This window comes from Nanhaiella sioensis, from assembly GCF_046557775.1.
GTDB classification, from domain to species: Bacteria; Bacillota; Bacilli; order Bacillales; family SM2101; genus Nanhaiella; species Nanhaiella sioensis.
Map to the genome: position 1 here is coordinate 4424617 of NZ_JBKAEG010000001.1, position 20205 is coordinate 4444821.

A 20205-nucleotide genomic window follows, 5' to 3' on the forward strand; every position below is an offset into this window, starting at 1 on the left:
GTCAAAATAATGAGAAAAATACTTGTCCTTTTAGTATGTATGTTAATACTTGCTTCATGTGGGGGGAAGGAAGATTCTGGAGCAGTCGAAAGTAACGAAGCTAAAACTGATTCAAGTCATTCATACGATCAAGCTACTCCAGTTAGTATAGAAAATTCTCTTCCAAATGGTGCTACTTATGATGCTATGTATTTTGAACATTACGGTACAAATCCGTTCGTTTCAACTGAAGATGATTCACTTTCTACTTTTGCTGTTGATGTAGATACAGGGTCTTATAGTGTAGTAAGGAATTATTTATCAAGAGGAACGATGCCACCGAATGATGCTGTAAGAGTTGAAGAATTTGTTAATTATTTCGAATCAAATGTTTCTCCTCCAGAAAAAGAGACATTTTCAGTCCGTGTCGATGGGTCAATTTCACCGTTTGGTAAAGGCTATAAACTGATGAGGGTTGATATTAAAGGAAGAGAAATCAATGTGAATGATAGAAAACCAGCACACTTAACATTCGTCATTGATGTATCTGGGTCTATGGAACAAGAAGGCAGATTAGAGCTTGTTAAAAAAAGTTTGCATTTACTGTTAAGTCAGTTAAAGCCTGAAGATAAAGTGAGTATTGTTACTTATGGATCAAATGCACGAGTGGTATTACAACCGAGCTCCCTAGATAACATAACGGCTATTGAACGAGCTATAAATGAACTTGGGCCAGAAGGATCAACAAATGTTGAGGATGGGTTGAGAATGGCATATGAAATGGCAAGAGAAAACTTTCATCCCGGTGCAGTTAATCGTGTTATCCTTTGTTCTGATGGAGTAGCAAATGTGGGTGAGACAAGTGCTGATGGCATATTAGAACAAATTAAATCATATGCCAAGAAAGACATTACATTGAGTACGTTTGGTTTTGGTATGGGAAATTATAATGATGTGTTAATGGAACAGCTTGCTGATCGAGGTGACGGAAATTATGCATATATTGATACGTTTTCAGAAGCTCGTCGCATCTTCATGGAAGAGTTAACTGGTACTATATATACAATTGCAAAAGATATGAAGGTTCAGGTGGAATTTAACCCCGAGACAGTGGATCGATACAGGTTAATAGGCTATGAAAATCGGGACGTGGATGATGAAGATTTTCGGAACGATACAGTTGATGGTGGTGAGATAGGTGCAGGTCATACTGTAACAGCACTATATGAACTGAAATTGAAAACGGAAAATCCAAATAATATTGGAGACGTTCACCTTAGGTTTACTGATGTGGAACTTAACGAAATAAATGAAATCACTAAACCTTTATCTATAACAGGAGATGCTGGAACAGATTTTAACTTTATTGCTGCAGTTGCAGAATTTGCAGAGATATTACGAGGTAGCTATTGGGCAAAGGAAGGGACATTTAATCATGTTCTGGAAGTAGCAGAACAAAATGCTAATACTGAGAAGGAGTTTGAATTTGTTCATATGGTAAAGGATGCAATGGCGATCGAAGCTGGAGAAAAATGATGTATCGTTCAATTCGAGCCCAAAGCTTTTCACGGTGTTAAGGAGGAGAGGTTGACCAACATTACTTCAAGGATCTATTTTACTTGATCATTAAATCGAGCATACTTCAATTGCTCAAATTTATAAAGCTGCAATCAAAACTTATTTTGATAGCAGCTTTTTTAGCTCTATATTGATTTTTCCGAAGAGTGTAGTAGCAAAGCCATTTCAAAATTAAACGTTGTATTGATGTCAAGATAGGACATGTTAAGTTATTTTCTCAATCTTGATGGCACATGATTTAAATTCTGCAGTCCCAGAGATGGGATCATATTCGTTAAGTGTCAACATATTTGTCGGAACTTCAGACCAATGAAAGCTCATAAAGACAAGCCCAGGGACCATTTTATTTGTAAGCTTTGTTTTCACTTTGACACTTCCTCTACGTGAGCTTACTTTGACAAGTTCCCCATCATCCACGCCAATTTTTACCGCATCGTCAGGGTGCATATCAATTGTCTCTTCTGTTTGCTTTATTTTAACTCCATCAGCGTAGAATTTGGTTTGCGTATGTGTGTTATACGATTCATACCTTCTTCCAGTCGTAAGGGTAAAAGGGTATTCCTCATCTGGTAATTCTAATGGTGCTGTATATGAGACAGGAACAAATGATGTTTTTTCGCTAGTAAATTCAGTAGTATGAAACCGATCGTGTAAATATAATGTACCCGGGTGATCCTCTGTTGGGCAAGGGTAGTGAAGCCCATTCTCTCGATCAAGTCGTTCATACGGCATTCCACCGTACATTTCTTGAGCTAGTTTACGTACTTCATTCCAAATTTCTTCAGTAGACTGATACTTCATAGGGTAGCCTAATCTCGTAGATAGGTCACATAAAATATCCCAATCTTCTCTTGTGTTAGGGTTTGGCTCTATCGCTTTCCTTACACGCTGAACTCTACGATCTGTGTTCGTAAACGTACCCTCTACCTCGCTCCAAGAACGTGCTGGTAGAACAACGTCAGCTAATTCAGCTGTTTCAGTAAGAAATATATCTTGCACAATTAATAGATCAAGCTTTTCCAAAAGTTTTTTCGTATGTGACATATGGACATCCGCCATCAGAGGATTTTCGCCGATTACGTATAATGCCTTTACTTCGCCACTTTCCATTTTTTCAAAAGTTCTCGTTTGGGTATCTCCGGCATGGGGGTTTATTGACACTTGCCACTCTTTTTCAAACATTTCTCTATGCACCTGACTGCTCACCTTGAAACCGCCAGGTAGTTGATTAGGTAGGCATCCCATGTCGCCTGCACCTTGAACGTTGTTTTGTCCCCTTAGTGGCATAATGCCATTTCCTTCTTTACCGATATGACCAGTTAATAAGGCTAAGTTTGCTATATCGAATACATTATTGACACCACTATGATGTTCAGTAATGCCAAGGGTGTATGCAATCATTGCATTTTGTGCATTTGCATACTGTCTTGCGACTTTTACTATTTGTTCTGGCTGCAAACCGGTGATTGCTGCAGCAAATTCAGGAGTATATTTTGCTACCTGCTGTTGAAGGTCATTAATACCATGAGTAACGCGCGATATAAAGTTGTCATCATACAGCTGTTCTTTCAATATAACGTGAATGAATGCGTTCATTAGCGCGATGTCAGAACCAACATTAATTTGTAAATGTTCATCAGCAAATTTAACCATATCTATTTCCCGTGGGTCAATTACAATGATCTTTAGCCCTTTTTTTACAGCCTTTTTCATGCGGTTAGCAATAATTGGATGGGCCTCGGTTGTATTCGATCCCATTAATAAAAGGACATCTGTCTTATCGAAATCTTCTAATCTATTGGTAGGGAAACCGCTTCCAAGTATAGTCGCCAGACCGGCGACGCTAGGAGCGTGTCAAGTACGGTTACACCCATCAATATGATTATTTCCAATTGCGGCTCTCATAAATTTTTGAGTAATGTAGTTTGTTTCGTTTGTTGAACGAGAACATGCAAACATTGTTATTGCATCTGTACCCCAATTATTTTTAATGTGCGTTAATTTGTTAGCTATGAAAGATAAAGCGTCTTCCCAGCTAGTTGGTATTAGTTTTCCTGCTTTACGAATGAGTGGGGATGTTAATCTTGAAGGTGAATGCACATAGTTATATGCAAAAGCTCCCTTAATACAAGTTTGTCCTTTATTCACAGGAGCTTCTTTATCACCACGTATTCTAGTAATTTTATTATCGTTTACTTCTAAAACAAGTCCACAACCTGTGCCACAATAGCCACATATTGTTTTAACCTTTTTAGCTTCTTCCATACTCTTATCCTCCTTTACAATCTAATAAAGATCAAGTTGTTTAACAAAGATGATAAGCTTACTATTATTTTAGCAAATCCTCATTTATGTTTGTGTAATTTTTCTAGTGAAAAATATAGAAAATTTCATCAAAATTGCTCAGATTATCCCTTGTTATTATTTTATTAGGATTATAACCGTGAAGTGAAGTACAAAAGCCACGAAACTACAATTGTGCAAGTGTTACAATAAATTGTGAAAAAACCTATTGTACAAGCAGTTTTTATAAAGGTTCTTCTCGTAAACTTTGTTGCTATTGTTATTAAAGTAGTTTCAAAATTGTGTATTATATTGTTAGTCATCGTTTTTCAGAAGAAACAAACATACCACGAACTCTGGTTAAGTACGTGTTTATTTCTGATGCAAAAACAGCCTTACTTAAAAATAAACTGTATGATTAGTTTTTGAGATCTCAATATTTGTAAAAGGAGAAAAGATGCTACGAACACTAAATGTGAAGTGTAAGTTCTTATATCTTAGCAAGATTTTAAGCAATCATAAAAGATCCGAATAAAAAAACTCTTGGTCCCATTAATTGGTGACCAAGAGGGTGTTTTTTAAGCTTTAAATCAATTGTGGTGAGAGATCTCAGCGTGCATATTAATAACCAAAACGGCCTACACAAGCACAACCAATTATGATTAATAAAATGAACAACACGACTACTAATGCAAAAATACCGCCACCGCCATATTCTGCCACTTATAACCCTCCTTATAGGATAATTAATGAGGCCTAATTGCCTCGTTAAAAATAACATATGCAACCTAGGTAATATTGCTTGGGTCATTCAACTATTTTTAACGAGAAATTTTTCATAATCTTCAAGGGTCTATTCTTATTTTTTGTTGCTTTATTAACTGAAATTTCATATCTCGATCCAGGTAATATTTATAGGTTTTGCCGATGTTTTAAAGGTGATATGGTATCACGAACTACAATGCGGTTGGTTAATTTAAAACGAAAGATAAAATTAAATGGCAAAATTAGCATGATAGAAGAGTGAAGGGTAGCGTGCTACTATAAGTTTGCATTAGGCGAGGGTGGTGATTTGTTTAATCAAGCTGACTTTGATGTGCTCTTTTTGTAAGGTTTTTTCGCAAAATTTGTTGCTATCGAGAGTCGGTAAGGTCAGTAAAAAAATACAATTGAGCTCATTATTAAATGAAAAAGGCCGTTTCTAAAAAATTATTTTTTTTAGGATAAATAATTGTAGGTCAGGAATGATCTGATAAAATAATTGTGTTAAAAAGTAGAGATAAGGAGGGTGTCAATTGCCACAAGGGCTTATACATCATATTGAAATAAATGTTACTGATTTGAAGAGTTCAGTTGCCTTTTGGAGTTGGTTATTAGAAGAATTAGGATATGAACCTTTTCAGGAGTGGGAAAGTGGTCAAAGTTGGAAAATTGGAGACACATACATTGTTTTCGTTCAAACTGATGAAAGGTTTTTGGACATACCCTATCATAGATGCAGGGTAGGTTTAAATCATTTGGCTTTCCATGCAAGTTCACGGCAACAAGTTGACGATATGACAAGAAAGTTAACAGAAAAGGGTGTTAAAATCCTTTATACTGATAAACATCCCTTCGCAGGAGGGAAAAATGATTATGCAGTTTTTTTTGAAGACCCAGACAGAATTAAGGTCGAATTAGTAGCTCCTTGAACTTTAACCTCTAAATTTAGAGGTCTTTTATTATGTATTCCTTAACATCTCTACAGCTAGTAATTAGACTTTTTGATACGTTGAAATTAGTGTTTGTCTATTCGGTTATCCAATGTCAAAAACACTTTGCTTTAAGCTTTCTAACATACACTGTTCTTGCTTTACGAGCAATCATATTACCTGCTATTTTGTCCGATTACAACAGTAATTTTGAGGTTTGAAATTCCTCTTTTTATATCTTTCTAAGTGTGCTTTACAGTATCGTGCTAACTCCTTCGTACAATTCATGGAGCCTTTTGTTAAGACAAACAATAGGTCTACAGACTGAGAACCGTCCGTGCCGTAGCATGTTTTCTTACGTATGAGGTATGTTTATAATAATGGTATAATATTAAAATATTTGACAGATTGCTAGTCGAATTTCGATCTAATAGGTAATCATTTTGTTTATTTAAGGCTTTTTTCGTAAGATTTGTTACTATTGCTATCAAATTAGTACCAAAAAAGTGATTTTATATTGTCAGTCATCGTTGTACAGCAGAAAAGATGCCGATCTCTAGTTGTGTACGAGTTTATTTCTTAATACGAAAAACAACAATCAATACGAAAACAGCTTTATTTAAAGCAACAATGTTTACAATCCTTTTAAAGTATATTTATAAAATAGAGTGAATAAGAAGGAACATTCAGTATTAAAGTCAAATTATTTATGGGGAGAACACAAGTGAGGTTCTTTTCTGGAGGGTTTATTATGAAAACACTTAGTCAATTTATTTGGGGATTTTTATTAGTTGGAATTGGGATCGTACTATTATTGATGAATATTAATGTTATTACACTAAATGTGAGAGATGTTTTTCACTTTTTCTATCCGTTTTTATTCGTCATCATCGGCTTGAAATGGGTGGTAGAATGGGTAATTACTAAGGGAAGAACAGGATGGTTTAAGGGAGTCTTTGTTATAATTTTTGGGTCATTACTAATACTTGATAGATTTTTTATTATTGAATTTGGATTTTGGGATGTATATAAATTGTGGCCACTTTTCTTCATTTTTCTCGGGTTGGAAATGTTCCGTAACAGGAAAATTACAGTTATAAAAGTCGAGAAGTCAAGTGAAAGGAAGGATAAAGTGTTGAAAAAGGTCAGTGAATTCTATGATGAAGACGATGATATACCTAACGACTCAAAGGGGGTTATCTTGAAAAATTTCTCTATAGGCACAATGAAATTCGATGATGAAAATTGGGCTGTTAAACCAATTAATATTAAGAATATGATTGGTGACTACTATTTTGATTTTAGCAGAGCTTATATCCCTGATAAAGAAACTGAAATAGTTATTCAAGGATTAGTTGGGGACATTAAAATGCTTATTCCAGAAGATATTGCTTGTAAGATCGACACGACAGTAAACATGGGAGAAGTAAAAGTTTTTGAACTTAGAAAGGACGGAGTCCACAATACTATAAGCTTCGAGTCTGACAACTATTCAAATGCTACGAGAAAGCTAACAATCCATCTTTCATTAAAAGCAGGTTCAATTCGAGTCGATCGAGTGTAGGAGGAAAAGCTCATGCTTAAAAATATTATAAGTATACGTTTTCAATTTATTCGCTCCCATCTCGTAGCTGCTCTAGTGTCAACTATCCTTTTCTTTGTTGGTTTACAGCTGTTTTTCTTGTTTTTCCCTACACAATCCATACACATTCCTACAATCTTGTGGATGACGTTGTTTGTTACATGTATATCAATAGGATCGGGTGTTTTTATTGGCTACCGAAATAGCATGTCTATCAAAAAAAGAATAGAGGATGTTTCAACATATATAACAGTGCTATCGAGAGGGAATTTATCAGAGCGTATACAAAGTGAAGAAAAAGATGAAATTGGTAGAATTAGTGATGAATTAAACCAACTAGCGATAAAGATTGAGGGACAAGTAGATTCCTTACAACGGCTTGCAGAGCAAAAAGCAGAGTTAGCTAATAATGCGCATACAGTTGCGGTTGTTGAAGAACGACAAAGACTAGCTAGAGATCTTCATGATGCAGTAAGTCAACAACTTTTTGCGTTAAGTATGTTATCGTCAGCTGCAGTCCGACTTATTGATGATGACCCAAATTTAGCTAAGAAACAGCTTCAAGAAATAGGAGATATGGCTGGTCAAGCTCAAGTGGAAATGCGAGCTCTCTTGCTTCATCTCAGACCTGTGCGTTTGTCAGGAGAGCCTCTCGATCAAGCAATTAACCAGCTTGTTAATGAGTTAGAGCAAAGATGCCCGATCAAATTTAAAGTTTCTATCCAAAATATAAATGACCTTTCATTTGCAGTGGAGGATCATTTATTTAGAATTGTTCAAGAAGCTTTAGCAAATAGTTTACGTCATGCTGACGCATCAAAGATGAAAATCGACTTATATAAAAGAGATCAGTATATTTTTTTACACGTATATGATAATGGCAAAGGCTTTGATGTAACGAATTTAAAAATGGCTTCATATGGTCTACACACGATGAAAGAACGGTGTGAAGAAATTGGAGGACAATTTAGCGTGAAATCCAATGTTGGAGAAGGAACATATATCGATATTCGCATACCTTTTAAAGGAGGAGAACACGATGGAGGAGAAAATTAAAGTGGTCGTTGTAGATGATCATGAAATGGTAAGAAGAGGTATTATCTCCTATCTTATGACTGAGCGGGATATTGAGGTAGTTGGTGAAGGTAAAAATGGCAAGGAAGGAATTGAACTAGTAAAAAAGAACAAACCTGACGTTGTGTTAATGGATTTGTTAATGGAGGGCGGTACAGGCATCGATGCAACTAAGCAAGTGATGGCTATCAATCCAGCGTGTAAAGTCATCATTTTAACAAGCTATTATGATGATGAACAAGTATTTCCAGCAATAGAAGCCGGAGCGTTTAGTTATTTACTAAAGACATCACGAGCCGATCAAATAAGTGATGCAATTCGCAAAGCATTTCGTGGAGAAAATGTAATTGAACCAAAAGTAGCAAATAAAATGATGAATCGCTTTCGAAATAGTTCTGAAAAACCACATGACAAGCTTACTGATAGAGAACTAGATGTGTTAATATGTTTAGGTGATGGCTTAACCAATCAAGAGATCAGTGATAAATTATTTATTGGGGTAAAAACGGTAAAAACACATGTGAGTAACATCCTCAGTAAACTTGAAGTAGCTGACCGCACCCAAGCAGCCATTTACGCTAATCGCAATGGCATAGTAGGTTAATAAATAGTAATGTATTTTTAAGCATCTTTTCGAAAACATTGTGTTGCAGTTGTTCCTAAACTAGAAGATAACATCTAACAGTCATCTTTATATAGAAGAAAAGATGCCACGAAGGCTAGATGTATACGGGAAACACATTAATCAATTCGAAAAGCCTTATTTAACTTGTTACTTTAGTTTGTAATATTTTTAGGAGGTTATTTAGAAGGCATGAATAGTATAAAAAATTATTGGAGAGAAGAATCCACTATATTTGAAATGCAAGAAGCTATGGACGCTGAACTCATTTCTTCTAAGCAACTTGTTTTGTATTTTTTACATAGAATAGCATCCTTTGATAGCAAAGGACTAGCGATTAATTCCATTGCACAAATTAATCCTGATGCACTACATATTGCAGAATCTCTTGATAGGGAAAGAAAGTTAACAGGAGCTCGCGGTCACTTGCATGGAATTCCTATTTTATTAAAAGATAATATAGATACAGATGATAAAATGAATACGAGTGCAGGTTCGTTAGTGCTAGGAGATTCTTATGCTGCTGATGATGCGTTTGTAGTAAAGCAGTTACGAAAAGCAGGGGCAGTGATACTTGGGAAGACTAACATGACTGAATTTGCTAATTATATGGCTGAAAATATGCCTTCTGGCTATAGTTCAAAAGGTGGACAAGTATTAAACCCGTACGGACCTGGCAAGTTTGATGTTGGAGGTTCAAGTTCGGGGTCCGGTGCAGCAATAGCTGCCAACTTTGCAGCTGCAGCGATAGGAACTGAGACATCTGGATCGATACTAAACCCAGCTATAAACAATTCCCTCGTTGGCATCAAACCTACGGTTGGTCTTGTCAGTCGTGATGGAATCATTCCGATAGCTTTCAGTCAAGATGTTGCAGGCCCAATGGCAAGAAATGTGAGCGACGCTGCAATCTTGTTAAGTTCAATTACTGGCATAGATCATGAAGATCCTTCGACAGCCATTAGTATAGGGCAAACGGAGAATGATTATAGTCAATTTCTTGATAAAGATGGTTTAAAAGGAGCAAAGATTGGTGTATTTCAAGATGTTGAATACGATTGTGTTAGTGAAAGAAAACTCATTCAAACCGTTATTGACGTCATGCGTGAGGAAGGGGCAACAATCGTAGAATCAATTACAATTCCATCCTATAAATCCGACTGGGATTGGAACGTATTGGATTATGAATTTAAGCCAGCAATCAATGCATATTTAAAGAAGTTGAATCACGGTCATATCCGTACACTTGAAGATATCATTTCTTTTAATGACAGTGTTCCTGAGAAAGCATTAAAATATGGGCAACACTATTTTTTACAATCCCAAAGTAGAAGTGGGGCATTAACAGAGGCGGAATATATTCATAGTAGAGCGAATGATATTTCTTTATCGAGAGACCAAGGGATTGACTACGCAATAGATAAGTACGATGTTGATGTTATTTTATTTCCTTCAGATTCGGGAGCAGATATAGCAGCTAGAGCTGGCTATCCATCAATAAGTGTACCTTGTGGCTTTACTACAGATGGGAAGCCGTATGGGTTCACATTGACCGGAAAAGCATTTACAGAAACTCAATTAATTAAAATAGCGTACTCATACGAACAAAAAACAAAACACCGTCAACCCCCAAGGAGTCAGCTCTCCGGCGCTTAGAAGCGTTATAGTGGTGGGGGTCAGACCCCTAAGGAGTGTACATATGCGTGTCGTGCAAAATATTGCAGATTTAATTGGTAATACGCCACTAATTAAATTAAATCGTCTCACTGGTCAAAATGAAGCAACGGTTTATGTTAAGCTTGAATACTACAACCCAAGTAGGAGTGTAAAAGATCGTGCCGCCTATAATATGATTATTGAGGCAGAAAAGCACGGATTGCTAAAGCCTGGTTCAACAATTATTGAGCCTACTTCTGGTAACACTGGTATCGGTCTTGCTATGAATGCTGCAGCGAGAGGATATCAAGCTATTATCGTTATGCCTGACACGATGACAGAAGAGAGAATTAACCTTGTTAAAGCATACGGAGCAAAGGTTGTCTTAACCCCTGGTGAACAGCGTATGCCTGGAGCGATAGAGAAAGCAAAAGAATTAGCGAAACAGATTCCTAATAGTTTTATGCCAATGCAATTTGAAAACGAAGCAAACCCAAATGCCCACCGTACAACTACAGCGGTTGAAATAATTGAAGCTATGAAGCAAATTGGTAAAACACCATCAGCTTTCGTTGCGACATCTGGAACTGGCGGTACGATTACAGGTACTGGTGAAACGTTAAAAGAAGAATATGACAGCATAAAGGTATATGTTGTTGAGCCATCGGGTTCGCCTGTTTTATCTGGGGGGCAGCCAGGTAAGCATAAACTTGTTGGAACGAGTCCGGGGTTTATTCCTGCTACGTTAAATACAAGCATATACGATGAAATTATCAAAATCGAGGATGATCAAGCATATAGTATTGTTCGAGATCTTGCATCAAAAGAAGGTATTCTTGTTGGACCGTCTTCAGGTGCGGCTGTTTACGCAGCTATACAGGTTGCGAAAGAATTATCTCCACAGGATATTGTAATATGTATGACCGCGGACTCTGGTGAACGCTATTTATCTAGTGATGTATTCAAAGAGTGACTGTTTGCATAGCACGAAAGACATAGCTATATGAATGATAACTTAATAAAATCATCAGTCTGTTTATACTATTATTTACGCAAAGAAGTGACTAATTCTTAGATATCCATGTTAAGTTTAGTGAGTTTATTAACAAAACAAAGGTAGCGAAGCAATTGCTTTGCTACCTTTTGCATTATATTTACTGGATCTTCTAGATAAATGATTTTTATTATTGTCATATTAAGAAATAACTTCATGTTTTTGTTATATATATTGTTGATCGTTTATAAAACCTCTAGTAGCAACTTTAAAATAGCTCTATAAAAAGTACTATTTAGCCAATTTCACTGCAGTGCCTGTAGCGACAACCATCATCATTCCATCTCTTAGTGTTTCAAAGTCTAAGTCTACTGCAATTACTGCATCAGCACCTAATTGCTTTGCTTTTCCTTCCATTTCAGCAATTGCTGCACGACGTCCTTCAGCTAACTTACTCTCGTATGTGCCACTTCTTCCACCAATTATGTCTGTTACACTTGCTAAAAAATCTCGGACGACGTTAGCACCCATAATAGCCTCAGCTGTTACGATGCCTAAATACGATTCAATTTTCTTACCTTCTAATGAATTAGTTGTTGTTACAATCATTTCTAATTCCTCCTTGTAATGGATTCGTGTTTTTGAGTTCCTTCAATAATTAATACGATTAACTGCAAAAAGAGATTCATTTTTACTTCAACTTCTTTCTAAAGTTGTTTTGTCCTAAGAAATACATAGTTATACAATTAGAGTTCACAGCATTCTTACTTCTAAAAAATAATGGCAAGCTGTTAAACTTCGCCTAGAGGTTCTTGTTAAAAGGTTACAAAAAGAGCATTCATAAAGTTGTCATTAGATAGACTGAACGTATAGGTCATCATAAGGTAAAATATAGTAGAGAGATTATGTGCTAAACATTGAAATATATTAAACTGCGAACTCTGGTGGAAATATGCATATCATTCATAATGGGGGAGTGGAGCTAATATGAAACACGCAAAGGTAATTAAGATGCTCGTTATACTTATTATAGTCTTGTCGTTGATTTCATCTGTTTATGGTGTTTTCTCAAATCGAGGACCAGGTCAGTTTGAATTTATGTCTGTACGTGGGGAAACAGTAACCCTACAAGGAAATGGGTTATATCAATATGATTCTATAGCCATAGCGTCACAGGCAATTGCACAAGATCTCGTGACGATAGTAGTAGGTATTCCTTTACTTATTATATCTCTCTATATGTCTAGGAAGGGACTAATAAAAGGTGATATTTTACTCACAGGTACTTTAGGGTATTTTTTATATACGTATACTTCGTATTCTTTTCTATCGATGTATAATCCATTTTTTCTTATATATGTACTTTTGATGTCAGCGGCGTTTTTTGCATTTACACTCGCCATGACGTCATTTGATTTGAAAAAGCTAAGCTCTTCGGTTTTCGATAACCGGTTTCCCACAAAGTTTGTAGGTGGATTTTTATTATTCATAGGGGTAACAGTTGGATTGATGTGGCTAGGTAGGATTGTTCCCGCTCTTATTGACAATTCAATACCAATTGGCTTGGAACACTATAACACGTTAGTGATACAAGCACTAGATCTTGGATTTCTTGTACCAATTTCTATTTTATCAGGTTATTTAGTACTACGAAAAAATTCTTTCGGTTATTTACTTGCATCTATCGTAATCGTTAAAGGAATTACAATGCTAACTGCAATTACAGGAATGATTATTAGTCAATTATTATCAGGTGTCCACGTTAGTATAAGTGAGATTATACTATTTCCATTGTTTAATGTTGTAGTCATATATTGTTTGTTTCTAATTTTGAAAAACATCGATGAACGAATTGAGCTTAGACATCATTAAAAGTGAGTAAACCAGTAATGCTTTTATAAAATGACGTAAGTACAATGATCATCTATACTTGGAAACATGATTGTACAACAATGTGAAAATCGATCTAATCATATTAAATTTAAGCCACTTTTTCATACACTATGCTGCTAATATTGTTAAATTAGAATATGAAGAATTATGGGATTTCCGTCTATCAAATGCCACACAAATGGAGTTGTTCAATCAGGTGAAGTACAATCTCCACCTGATTGGATTTTAGATTAATCGAAGGAGCGTTATTAGTTTTTGAGACAACTACTTATTGCTAGTCATCGAAAATCGTAGTTTTTTCCATTTTCACCATAATCCTTTGCTTCTTCAAGAATAATTTTTCGTTGATAACGTATTTGATCGGATTCTAGCTTTTTATCCCCCGATTTCTTTTTCGACATTACTTCGTATATATACATTTTTTTATTTTTACTCATATTGATACCTCATTCTGCAAATATACGGATTCTAATAATGTGAATAATTCGCTTTGACTAAGTTCATAGAGATGGCGATCGTCAGGTGATTTGAAAACCCCGTTATCTATAAGAATAGAGATCCCTAAATCTTGTATTGCTTCATGCATTGAACTTTCGTTTTCTTCGTCCACTGTATTCATTATTTCTTTCATTGTTTCAAGAGGTATATGATTAGCGTCAATATCTACCGTTGACATATTTGCATTTGACTGTTTTTTTCCATCTTCATGTTGTGTCTCATTATTTGTTGTTTCAGAGTAAATAACTTTCGATGTGTCAGTATGTTCTTCACTGTTTGCAAGTACATTGTTTGTAGTTAGTCCGCTCAATGTAATTGCACCCGCTAATGTTAAGGCTCTAAGTTTTTTCATTAAAATTTCCTCCAAATTGTTAAGTATGATATGTTAATATACATATTTTTTAAGAATGAATCATTGATTTGTGCTGCTAAATGCTCATCATTGTTCATAAAGCTAAAAAAATGTATGGTGTTTACCACCTTGATTAGATGTTAACAAAACAATATGTGATAAATGTGTTATAGCTTATTTTTCTTTGTAAATTCATTTCTTCCCTAGAAAAACTAGACGCTACATGATTGAAATTGATTTCTGTTTATTAGTGTAATAGAGTAGTTAGAAAATGAAACATTATACATATTTAGATAAGTTTTTTTCGTAAACTATATTCCTATTTTTACTATAAGAGCTCAACAATTTTATAATAGAAAACGTGATTATATTTAATAATGAAAATCGGGCAATTAATGCGAAAAAAACCATTAATAAAGGCATAGTAAACGCAAAAAAAAGGTGTAGTTAAACAATTTGGAATTTTTTATACTGACAAAAAAGGTTGAAAATGTGGTAGTATAAAATATTATAAAAATTTAAATAAATTAATGCGTTAATGCAATGATTAACTTGACGGAAAGGTGTTAATGAAAATGAAAGTGGCAAAATTTGGTGGTAGTTCAGTTGCAAGTGCTGAGCAATTTAGAAAGGTAGCTTCAATAATAACAGCAGACTTGCAGAGAAAATTTGTCGTAGTTTCTGCTCCTGGCAAGAGGCATAAAGAAGATACTAAAATGACTGATATGCTAATTACACTAGCAGAAAAAGTTATCGAAAGAGACACGTATGAAGAGGCTCAAGCTGCAATTTTACAACGATATGCTGAGATAGCTGCAGGTCTAGAGTTATCAAGTAATATCGTTTCAGAAATTGAAAAAAGTATTAAGGACGTAATTGAATCTTATCAAGATGATGATGAGCAATTTTTAGATAGAATAAAAGCAAGTGGCGAAGACAATAACGCAAAACTGATGGCATTTTATTTGAATCACATAGGTTTTGAGGCACATTATGTTAATCCGAAAGAAGCAGGAATTTTTGTAAGTGAGGAGCCTGGTAACGCAAATATTTTACCTGAATCCTACGATCATCTGTACAAACTTAGGAACAGAAGTGGATTTTTAATCATTCCAGGTTTTTTTGGTTACTCTCCTAAAGGGCAATTAGTTACTTTCTCAAGAGGTGGATCAGATATAACTGGGGCTATTGTTGCAGCTGGCGTCCATGCAGACCTTTATGAAAACTTTACTGATGTTGATTCTATATATTGTGTTAATCCAAATATTGTTAATCAACCGAAAGACATAAAAGAATTATCATACCGTGAAATGCGTGAACTATCTTATGCAGGGTTTTCGGTTTTTCATGATGAGGCATTACAGCCAGTATTTAAGGCTAAAATACCAGTTTGTGTAAAGAATACGAATAATCCTGAAGCAGAAGGCACACTCATTTTATCTGAAAGAGAAATTGGTGAAAATCCAGTTGTTGGGATTGCAAGTGATACAGGGTTTTGTAGTATTTATGTGAGTAAATTCTTAATGAATAGAGAGATAGGTTTTGGTAGAAGGCTGTTGCAAATCCTAGAAGATGAAGGTGTGTCGTATGAACATACTCCTTCGGGAATTGATAATATGTCAATCATTTTGCGCGAGCATCAGCTAGATGGATTAAAAGAAGATAAGTTGCTAGACAGAATTCAAACAGAATTGCACGTAGACGATATATCTATTGAGAGAAATTTAGCCATGATTATGGTCGTTGGTGAAGGAATGAATCATAGTATAGGAATAGCGTCAAAAGCTACTGAAGCATTTGCAAAAGCTGAAGTGAATATTGAAATGATCAACCAAGGGTCTTCTGAAGTGAGTATGATGTTTGGAGTTAAAGCATCAGCTGTCGACAGAGCAGTACGGTCATTGTATGAGAACTTTTACAAATAAAAAATAATTAGCTGAAGTAGTGGGCTTACTTGTTCTTTAAAAGAATGAGTAAGCCTTATTTTATTGTCAACTCTACTTAACTTAATTGAGAAGTTGCTTATGTTATATAAGATTTTTAGCGTCTTTTCATAAGGCTGTTTTCGCATTAATTGTTGCTTTTCGTAATAAGAGTTAAACACGAACACAACTAGAGTTCGTGGCATCTTTTCTTCTGTACAATGATGATTAACAATATAAAAACCACTTTTTATAGTATTAAATTGATATCAATAGCAAAAATGTTTACGAAAAGAGCCTTTCATAAAAAGATGCTAGGGTAGGAACTGCTAGAAACGATAATTTTATTCATTTTTAGCTCTTAGTAAGATAAACAACAATTAATAGGAAAAATAGTAGAAAATAGTAAGATACCTAAATTTTATAGACAAACCTAACTGGAATTCTTTATTATTAAAGGTAGATATTACATTACAGTTGCGTGGGGTGCTATCATGAATTCAGTTGGGAAAAAGCTCACATTATCATTTGCAGTTATAATAGTAGGAATGTTCTTTGTTAGCGGTCTAGGTATTTATCAACAACAACAAATGAACGAAAAAACAGAAAAAATCACGACAAAGTGGTTGCCTAGTGTGGAATCAATTAATAAATTGAATTATATGAAGGAGCATTTATTCAGATTAGAACTTACATATATAAATAAACAAGAAAATAACATAAAAAATAAAATGGATTATACGATTGAGAAAATAGAGGAAGAAATTGAGTTATATGAAAATAAAGGCCTATTAATTGAAGAAAATAGATTGTTTAGTGAATTTGTGTCATTGTGGGAAAAGTATATCAACTTTCATTATGACTTCATTGATAGAATTGACGAGATGGGAGACAACCAGGATATCGATGAAATAAATGAAATGGTAAACACTGCTAGTAAAATTTTTGATAATACAAACGTCTATGTTGATAATTTATTAGCCATTAACAAAAATGAAGCGATAAAAGCAAGTGAGGAAAGTACAGTTGTTTTTAAACAAATGAGATTATTGGCAATCGTTGTAGCTATAGCAATTATCGTAATTACAGTTGTATTGTTACTTGTCTTAAGAAGAAGTATTAAAAAACCATTATTACACGTATTGTATGGACTAGACAGTCTTGCAAAAGGAGATTTCTCAATTGATCCTTTACAAGTGAAAAATAAAGATGAAATTGGTAAGTTAGGTACTGCATTTAATGTAATGGGTAAGAACGTTGCAAATCTAGTCCGCAGTGTGATAAAGAACGTTGAGCAGGTTGCTGCATCCTCTCAACAACTTACTGCAAGTGCTGAACAAACTAGTAGAGCTAGTGAACAAATTTCTAACGATATTCAAGAAATTACGAGCGGTGCAGAGCAGCAAATGACTGGTGCAAAAGAATCTTCAACTGCGATAAATGAGATTTCTAAAGGAATGACAGAGGTGACTGCTTCAATTCAATCAGTTGCACAAGCTTCTGAAATAGCGAAGGAAAAAGCTACATCAGGATCAACAGTCGTTATTCAAACAGTTGAACAGATGAATCTCGTTCACGATAAAGTAGAAGCAACTTCAATTGTCATTGATGCATTTGGGGAAAAATCTAACCAAATTGGACAAATTGTCTCATTAATAACTGATATTGCTGATCAAACTAATCTATTGTCATTAAATGCGGCTATAGAGGCTGCTCGAGCTGGAGAGCACGGGCGTGGTTTTGCAGTAGTTGCTGATGAAGTTCGTAAACTCGCGGAGGAGTCTAGTCGTGCTGCAAACAAGATACATCACATTATAAATGAAGTGCAAGTTGAATCTACGAAAGCAATTACAGCAATGAATGCTGGAACAACTGCTGTTCGAGATGGGATACACCTCGTCAACCAAACTGGACAAGCGTTTAGTGAGATTGAATCTAGTATTAAGGGCATTGCAACTCAATCATTAGAAGTATCTACTGTCGTTGAACAAGTGAACACCAATGCTCAAAGTATTATATCTGTAGTTGAACATACTTCATCGATCGCAGAACAAGCAGCTGCAAGTACACAACATGTTGCAGCGGCTGCTGAAGAGCAAAATGCTACGATGGAGGAGGTGGCATCGTCTGCAGAGGCTTTAAGCCATTTAGCGATGGAACTTCAGGAGTCCATTAACCAATTTAAAGTATAAGCTGTATATTTTTTCAGGAAAGCTACTCATCAAATTGAGTAGTTTTTTTGTGTCTGAACGCTACTTTTTACCTTGTTTTCGCTATTAATATAGCGAAAGGAGGTGAGAATCTTGGCTCAAGCGATTATAACTGACTCTCAATTACGGATTATTTACGATTTAGGCATTGATGAGGAAGGAAACCAAATATTTCGTAATAAAAACTACAACAATGTGAAAACACAAGCAACAACAGATGAACTCTATACTGCTGCTGAAGCGATTATTAGTCTACAGGAAAATGAAGTGCATCGTGTTGAAAGAAACGACTCTCAACAACTTGTTCAATAATATTAACTTTAATTTAGTAAAGTAGACGGTGATAATTGAGCATTATTAACCATGCATATTGTAATGAGGAGGTGTAAGTTTTGGCAAAAACTTTAGAGCTGAAGTTTGGGAATGAAGAAGGGAAAGTAAGTACAATCTCTATTGAATATCCAACAGAACCAGTTGATTCAACGCATGTATCTTCAGTCATGGATACAATCCTTTCATCAAACGTATTCACTTCATCTGGTGGAGAATTTACAAGTAAAAAAGGTGCACGTGTTGTTGAACGAAATGTAACAGACATTGAAATATTGTAAAACCTGACTTAAGTTGAGTGTATTATTAAGGTCGCCCTCATCATTAATACGTTTAAGTAAAGTTATCAATCACATAGAGTGTTCATGTTGTATGGCGGTCTATTGATCATTTATTATGCTAACTTTTGTACATGAAGGGGGGAATTGGAATGGATCAATGGCTCTCTTACGTTAGTGAAGTTGGCTTTCCCATTGTCATATCATTTTATTTGTTACACCGTATTGAAGTTAAGCTTGATGTTGTGATACGAACGATAAAAAGCTTACAAAATAAAAGTGGAGATGAGTTTTTACCGAGTAAGAGAAGTAGCTAATTTAAAATTTATTTCCGACTCAAAGTCCCATCTGTCATGATGGGACTTTTCTATTAGGTGTAGCTGTCATTTCACCAAATTCTTAGATATACAGTTTGTTTCAAACAAGTTTACTATCCTTCAACGACTGCATCCTAGCTTCATCATTTTGACATTGATTATGGATGAAAAATATGTTAACATAGTTAATGTTTTTTATGAAGGCTCTTTTTCGCACACTTCATTGTATGAACCTACAACAGCAAAACGAAGCCTTTGTCGATTGTCATCGTTTTTATCGAGGGAAAAAAGCCACGAAAATTTCGTTTTATACCTGTTTATTGTTTAATGCAGATATCAACAATCATTGCGAAAACAGCCTTAATGAAACTAGGACAAACTCTAAAATAATGGAGGCCATCATGAAAAAGGTTGGATTTTTACTTATTAAGATGGTTGGGCTAGTAACATTTTTTACAGCATTTATTTTTAGTCTTGAAGATGTGTTAGAATATCAAACAACAATTTATGTAGGTATTGTTGTTTGGGTGTGCTGTGACATGTTAGCTAATTTTATAATCGAAAACAAATCGATAAAAAACAAATTGGTAGAGCTATCAACTATTTTAACTCTGTTTGTAATTGGACTTCTTGTTCCAAATTATTATTTCAAATTGTCCATGCTATTAGCTATGGCGATAATAACATTTATGTTTAATAGAAAAAGTCAGTCTTCGATTGCATAGCGAGACTGTCTTTTTTTTGTTCCTGTTGATAACTTATATGCTTTATTGATATAGTAAATTACGTATTGAAAGGGTATCATCGTTGTGATAGTTTAATTCATGAAATTAGTGGATAATATTCTATATATTTACTTTAGTGTGAAATTTTTAAATGTCTAACGATCATATTTAGTACAACATGTAGGGAATTCTTATTAAATAATAGATTTTTCTGAGTGATT

19 protein-coding genes are annotated in these 20205 nt (G+C 34.9%); 14 read left to right on the forward strand and 5 right to left on the reverse strand.

The window, feature by feature from the left end; all coding sequences use genetic code 11:
* The first annotated feature begins 9 nt into the window (after window positions 1-9).
* On the forward strand, window positions 10-1515 hold the full coding sequence (locus V1503_RS20915; protein ID WP_410629040.1) for a vWA domain-containing protein: 1506 nt from the start codon (window positions 10-12) through the stop codon (window positions 1513-1515).
* Window positions 1516-1761: 246 nt separating this feature from the next.
* Here the strand turns inward: V1503_RS20915 and fdhF are convergent, their stop codons facing one another.
* Complete coding sequence (fdhF, locus tag V1503_RS20920; RefSeq protein WP_410629041.1) at window positions 1762-3822, reverse strand: formate dehydrogenase subunit alpha; 2061 nt, start codon at window positions 3820-3822, stop codon at window positions 1762-1764.
* Window positions 3823-4461: 639 nt separating this feature from the next.
* Entirely contained in the window at window positions 4462-4563 is a 102-nt protein-coding gene (locus V1503_RS20925) for a YjcZ family sporulation protein (RefSeq protein WP_214481350.1), read from the reverse strand.
* Window positions 4564-5135: 572 nt separating this feature from the next.
* On the opposite strand from V1503_RS20925, the gene V1503_RS20930 reads away from it, so the two are divergent.
* From V1503_RS20930 to cysK, 6 genes are all read left to right on the forward strand, one after another.
* Window positions 5136-5531, forward strand: a complete 396-nt coding sequence (locus V1503_RS20930; RefSeq protein WP_410629042.1) for a VOC family protein — start codon at window positions 5136-5138, stop codon at window positions 5529-5531.
* A gap of 751 nt (window positions 5532-6282) precedes the next feature.
* The gene (gene liaF / locus V1503_RS20935) at window positions 6283-7095 is read left to right on the forward strand and encodes a cell wall-active antibiotics response protein LiaF (protein WP_214481347.1); all 813 of its coding nucleotides are present in this window, start codon (window positions 6283-6285) and stop codon (window positions 7093-7095) included.
* A 12-nt stretch (window positions 7096-7107) separates the two neighbouring features.
* Window positions 7108-8169, forward strand: coding sequence for a HAMP domain-containing sensor histidine kinase (locus V1503_RS20940; protein WP_214481346.1), 1062 nt, complete (start codon window positions 7108-7110; stop codon window positions 8167-8169).
* Window positions 8153-8791 carry a response regulator transcription factor gene (locus tag V1503_RS20945; RefSeq protein WP_214481345.1) on the forward strand — a complete coding sequence of 213 codons (639 nt, stop codon included), beginning with the start codon at window positions 8153-8155 and terminating at the stop codon, window positions 8789-8791. Before V1503_RS20940 ends, V1503_RS20945 begins: the two co-directional genes overlap by 17 nt.
* Before the next feature lie 210 nt (window positions 8792-9001).
* Window positions 9002-10465 carry an amidase family protein gene (locus V1503_RS20950; protein ID WP_410629043.1) on the forward strand — a complete coding sequence of 488 codons (1464 nt, stop codon included), beginning with the start codon at window positions 9002-9004 and terminating at the stop codon, window positions 10463-10465.
* A 43-nt stretch (window positions 10466-10508) separates the two neighbouring features.
* Entirely contained in the window at window positions 10509-11438 is a 930-nt protein-coding gene (gene cysK / locus V1503_RS20955) for a cysteine synthase A (RefSeq protein ID WP_410629044.1), read from the forward strand.
* A 312-nt stretch (window positions 11439-11750) separates the two neighbouring features.
* On the opposite strand, the gene V1503_RS20960 is transcribed toward cysK, so the two are convergent.
* Window positions 11751-12068 (reverse strand): YbjQ family protein, encoded by a 318-nt coding sequence (locus tag V1503_RS20960; RefSeq protein WP_214481342.1) that lies wholly within the window; start codon window positions 12066-12068, stop codon window positions 11751-11753.
* A 378-nt stretch (window positions 12069-12446) separates the two neighbouring features.
* Here V1503_RS20960 and V1503_RS20965 point away from each other — a divergent pair, with 378 nt between their 5' ends.
* Complete coding sequence (locus tag V1503_RS20965) at window positions 12447-13331, forward strand: hypothetical protein (RefSeq protein ID WP_410629045.1); 885 nt, start codon at window positions 12447-12449, stop codon at window positions 13329-13331.
* A gap of 299 nt (window positions 13332-13630) precedes the next feature.
* On the opposite strand, the gene V1503_RS20970 is transcribed toward V1503_RS20965, so the two are convergent.
* On the reverse strand, window positions 13631-13789 hold the full coding sequence (locus V1503_RS20970) for a hypothetical protein (protein WP_214481340.1): 159 nt from the start codon (window positions 13787-13789) through the stop codon (window positions 13631-13633).
* Window positions 13786-14202, reverse strand: coding sequence for a Fur-regulated basic protein FbpA (locus V1503_RS20975; RefSeq protein ID WP_410629046.1), 417 nt, complete (start codon window positions 14200-14202; stop codon window positions 13786-13788). The genes V1503_RS20970 and V1503_RS20975 overlap by 4 nt, the downstream gene beginning before the upstream one ends.
* A gap of 575 nt (window positions 14203-14777) precedes the next feature.
* Between V1503_RS20975 and V1503_RS20980 the strand changes: the two genes are divergently transcribed.
* From V1503_RS20980 to V1503_RS21010, 6 genes are all read left to right on the forward strand, one after another.
* Entirely contained in the window at window positions 14778-16127 is a 1350-nt protein-coding gene (locus V1503_RS20980) for an aspartate kinase (RefSeq protein WP_214481338.1), read from the forward strand.
* Window positions 16128-16618: 491 nt separating this feature from the next.
* Complete coding sequence (locus V1503_RS25215) at window positions 16619-18316, forward strand: methyl-accepting chemotaxis protein (protein WP_496113374.1); 1698 nt, start codon at window positions 16619-16621, stop codon at window positions 18314-18316.
* A 111-nt stretch (window positions 18317-18427) separates the two neighbouring features.
* Entirely contained in the window at window positions 18428-18646 is a 219-nt protein-coding gene (locus tag V1503_RS20995; protein ID WP_410629047.1) for a DUF1659 domain-containing protein, read from the forward strand.
* An 80-nt stretch (window positions 18647-18726) separates the two neighbouring features.
* Window positions 18727-18945, forward strand: a complete 219-nt coding sequence (locus tag V1503_RS21000; RefSeq protein ID WP_214481336.1) for a DUF2922 domain-containing protein — start codon at window positions 18727-18729, stop codon at window positions 18943-18945.
* Between the two features lie 149 nt (window positions 18946-19094).
* A complete protein-coding gene (locus V1503_RS21005) occupies window positions 19095-19259 on the forward strand; it encodes a YvrJ family protein (RefSeq protein WP_320258678.1) in 165 nt (54 codons plus the stop codon).
* Between the two features lie 401 nt (window positions 19260-19660).
* Window positions 19661-19984 carry a hypothetical protein gene (locus tag V1503_RS21010; RefSeq protein ID WP_410629048.1) on the forward strand — a complete coding sequence of 108 codons (324 nt, stop codon included), beginning with the start codon at window positions 19661-19663 and terminating at the stop codon, window positions 19982-19984.
* Window positions 19985-20205: the final 221 nt, after the last annotated feature.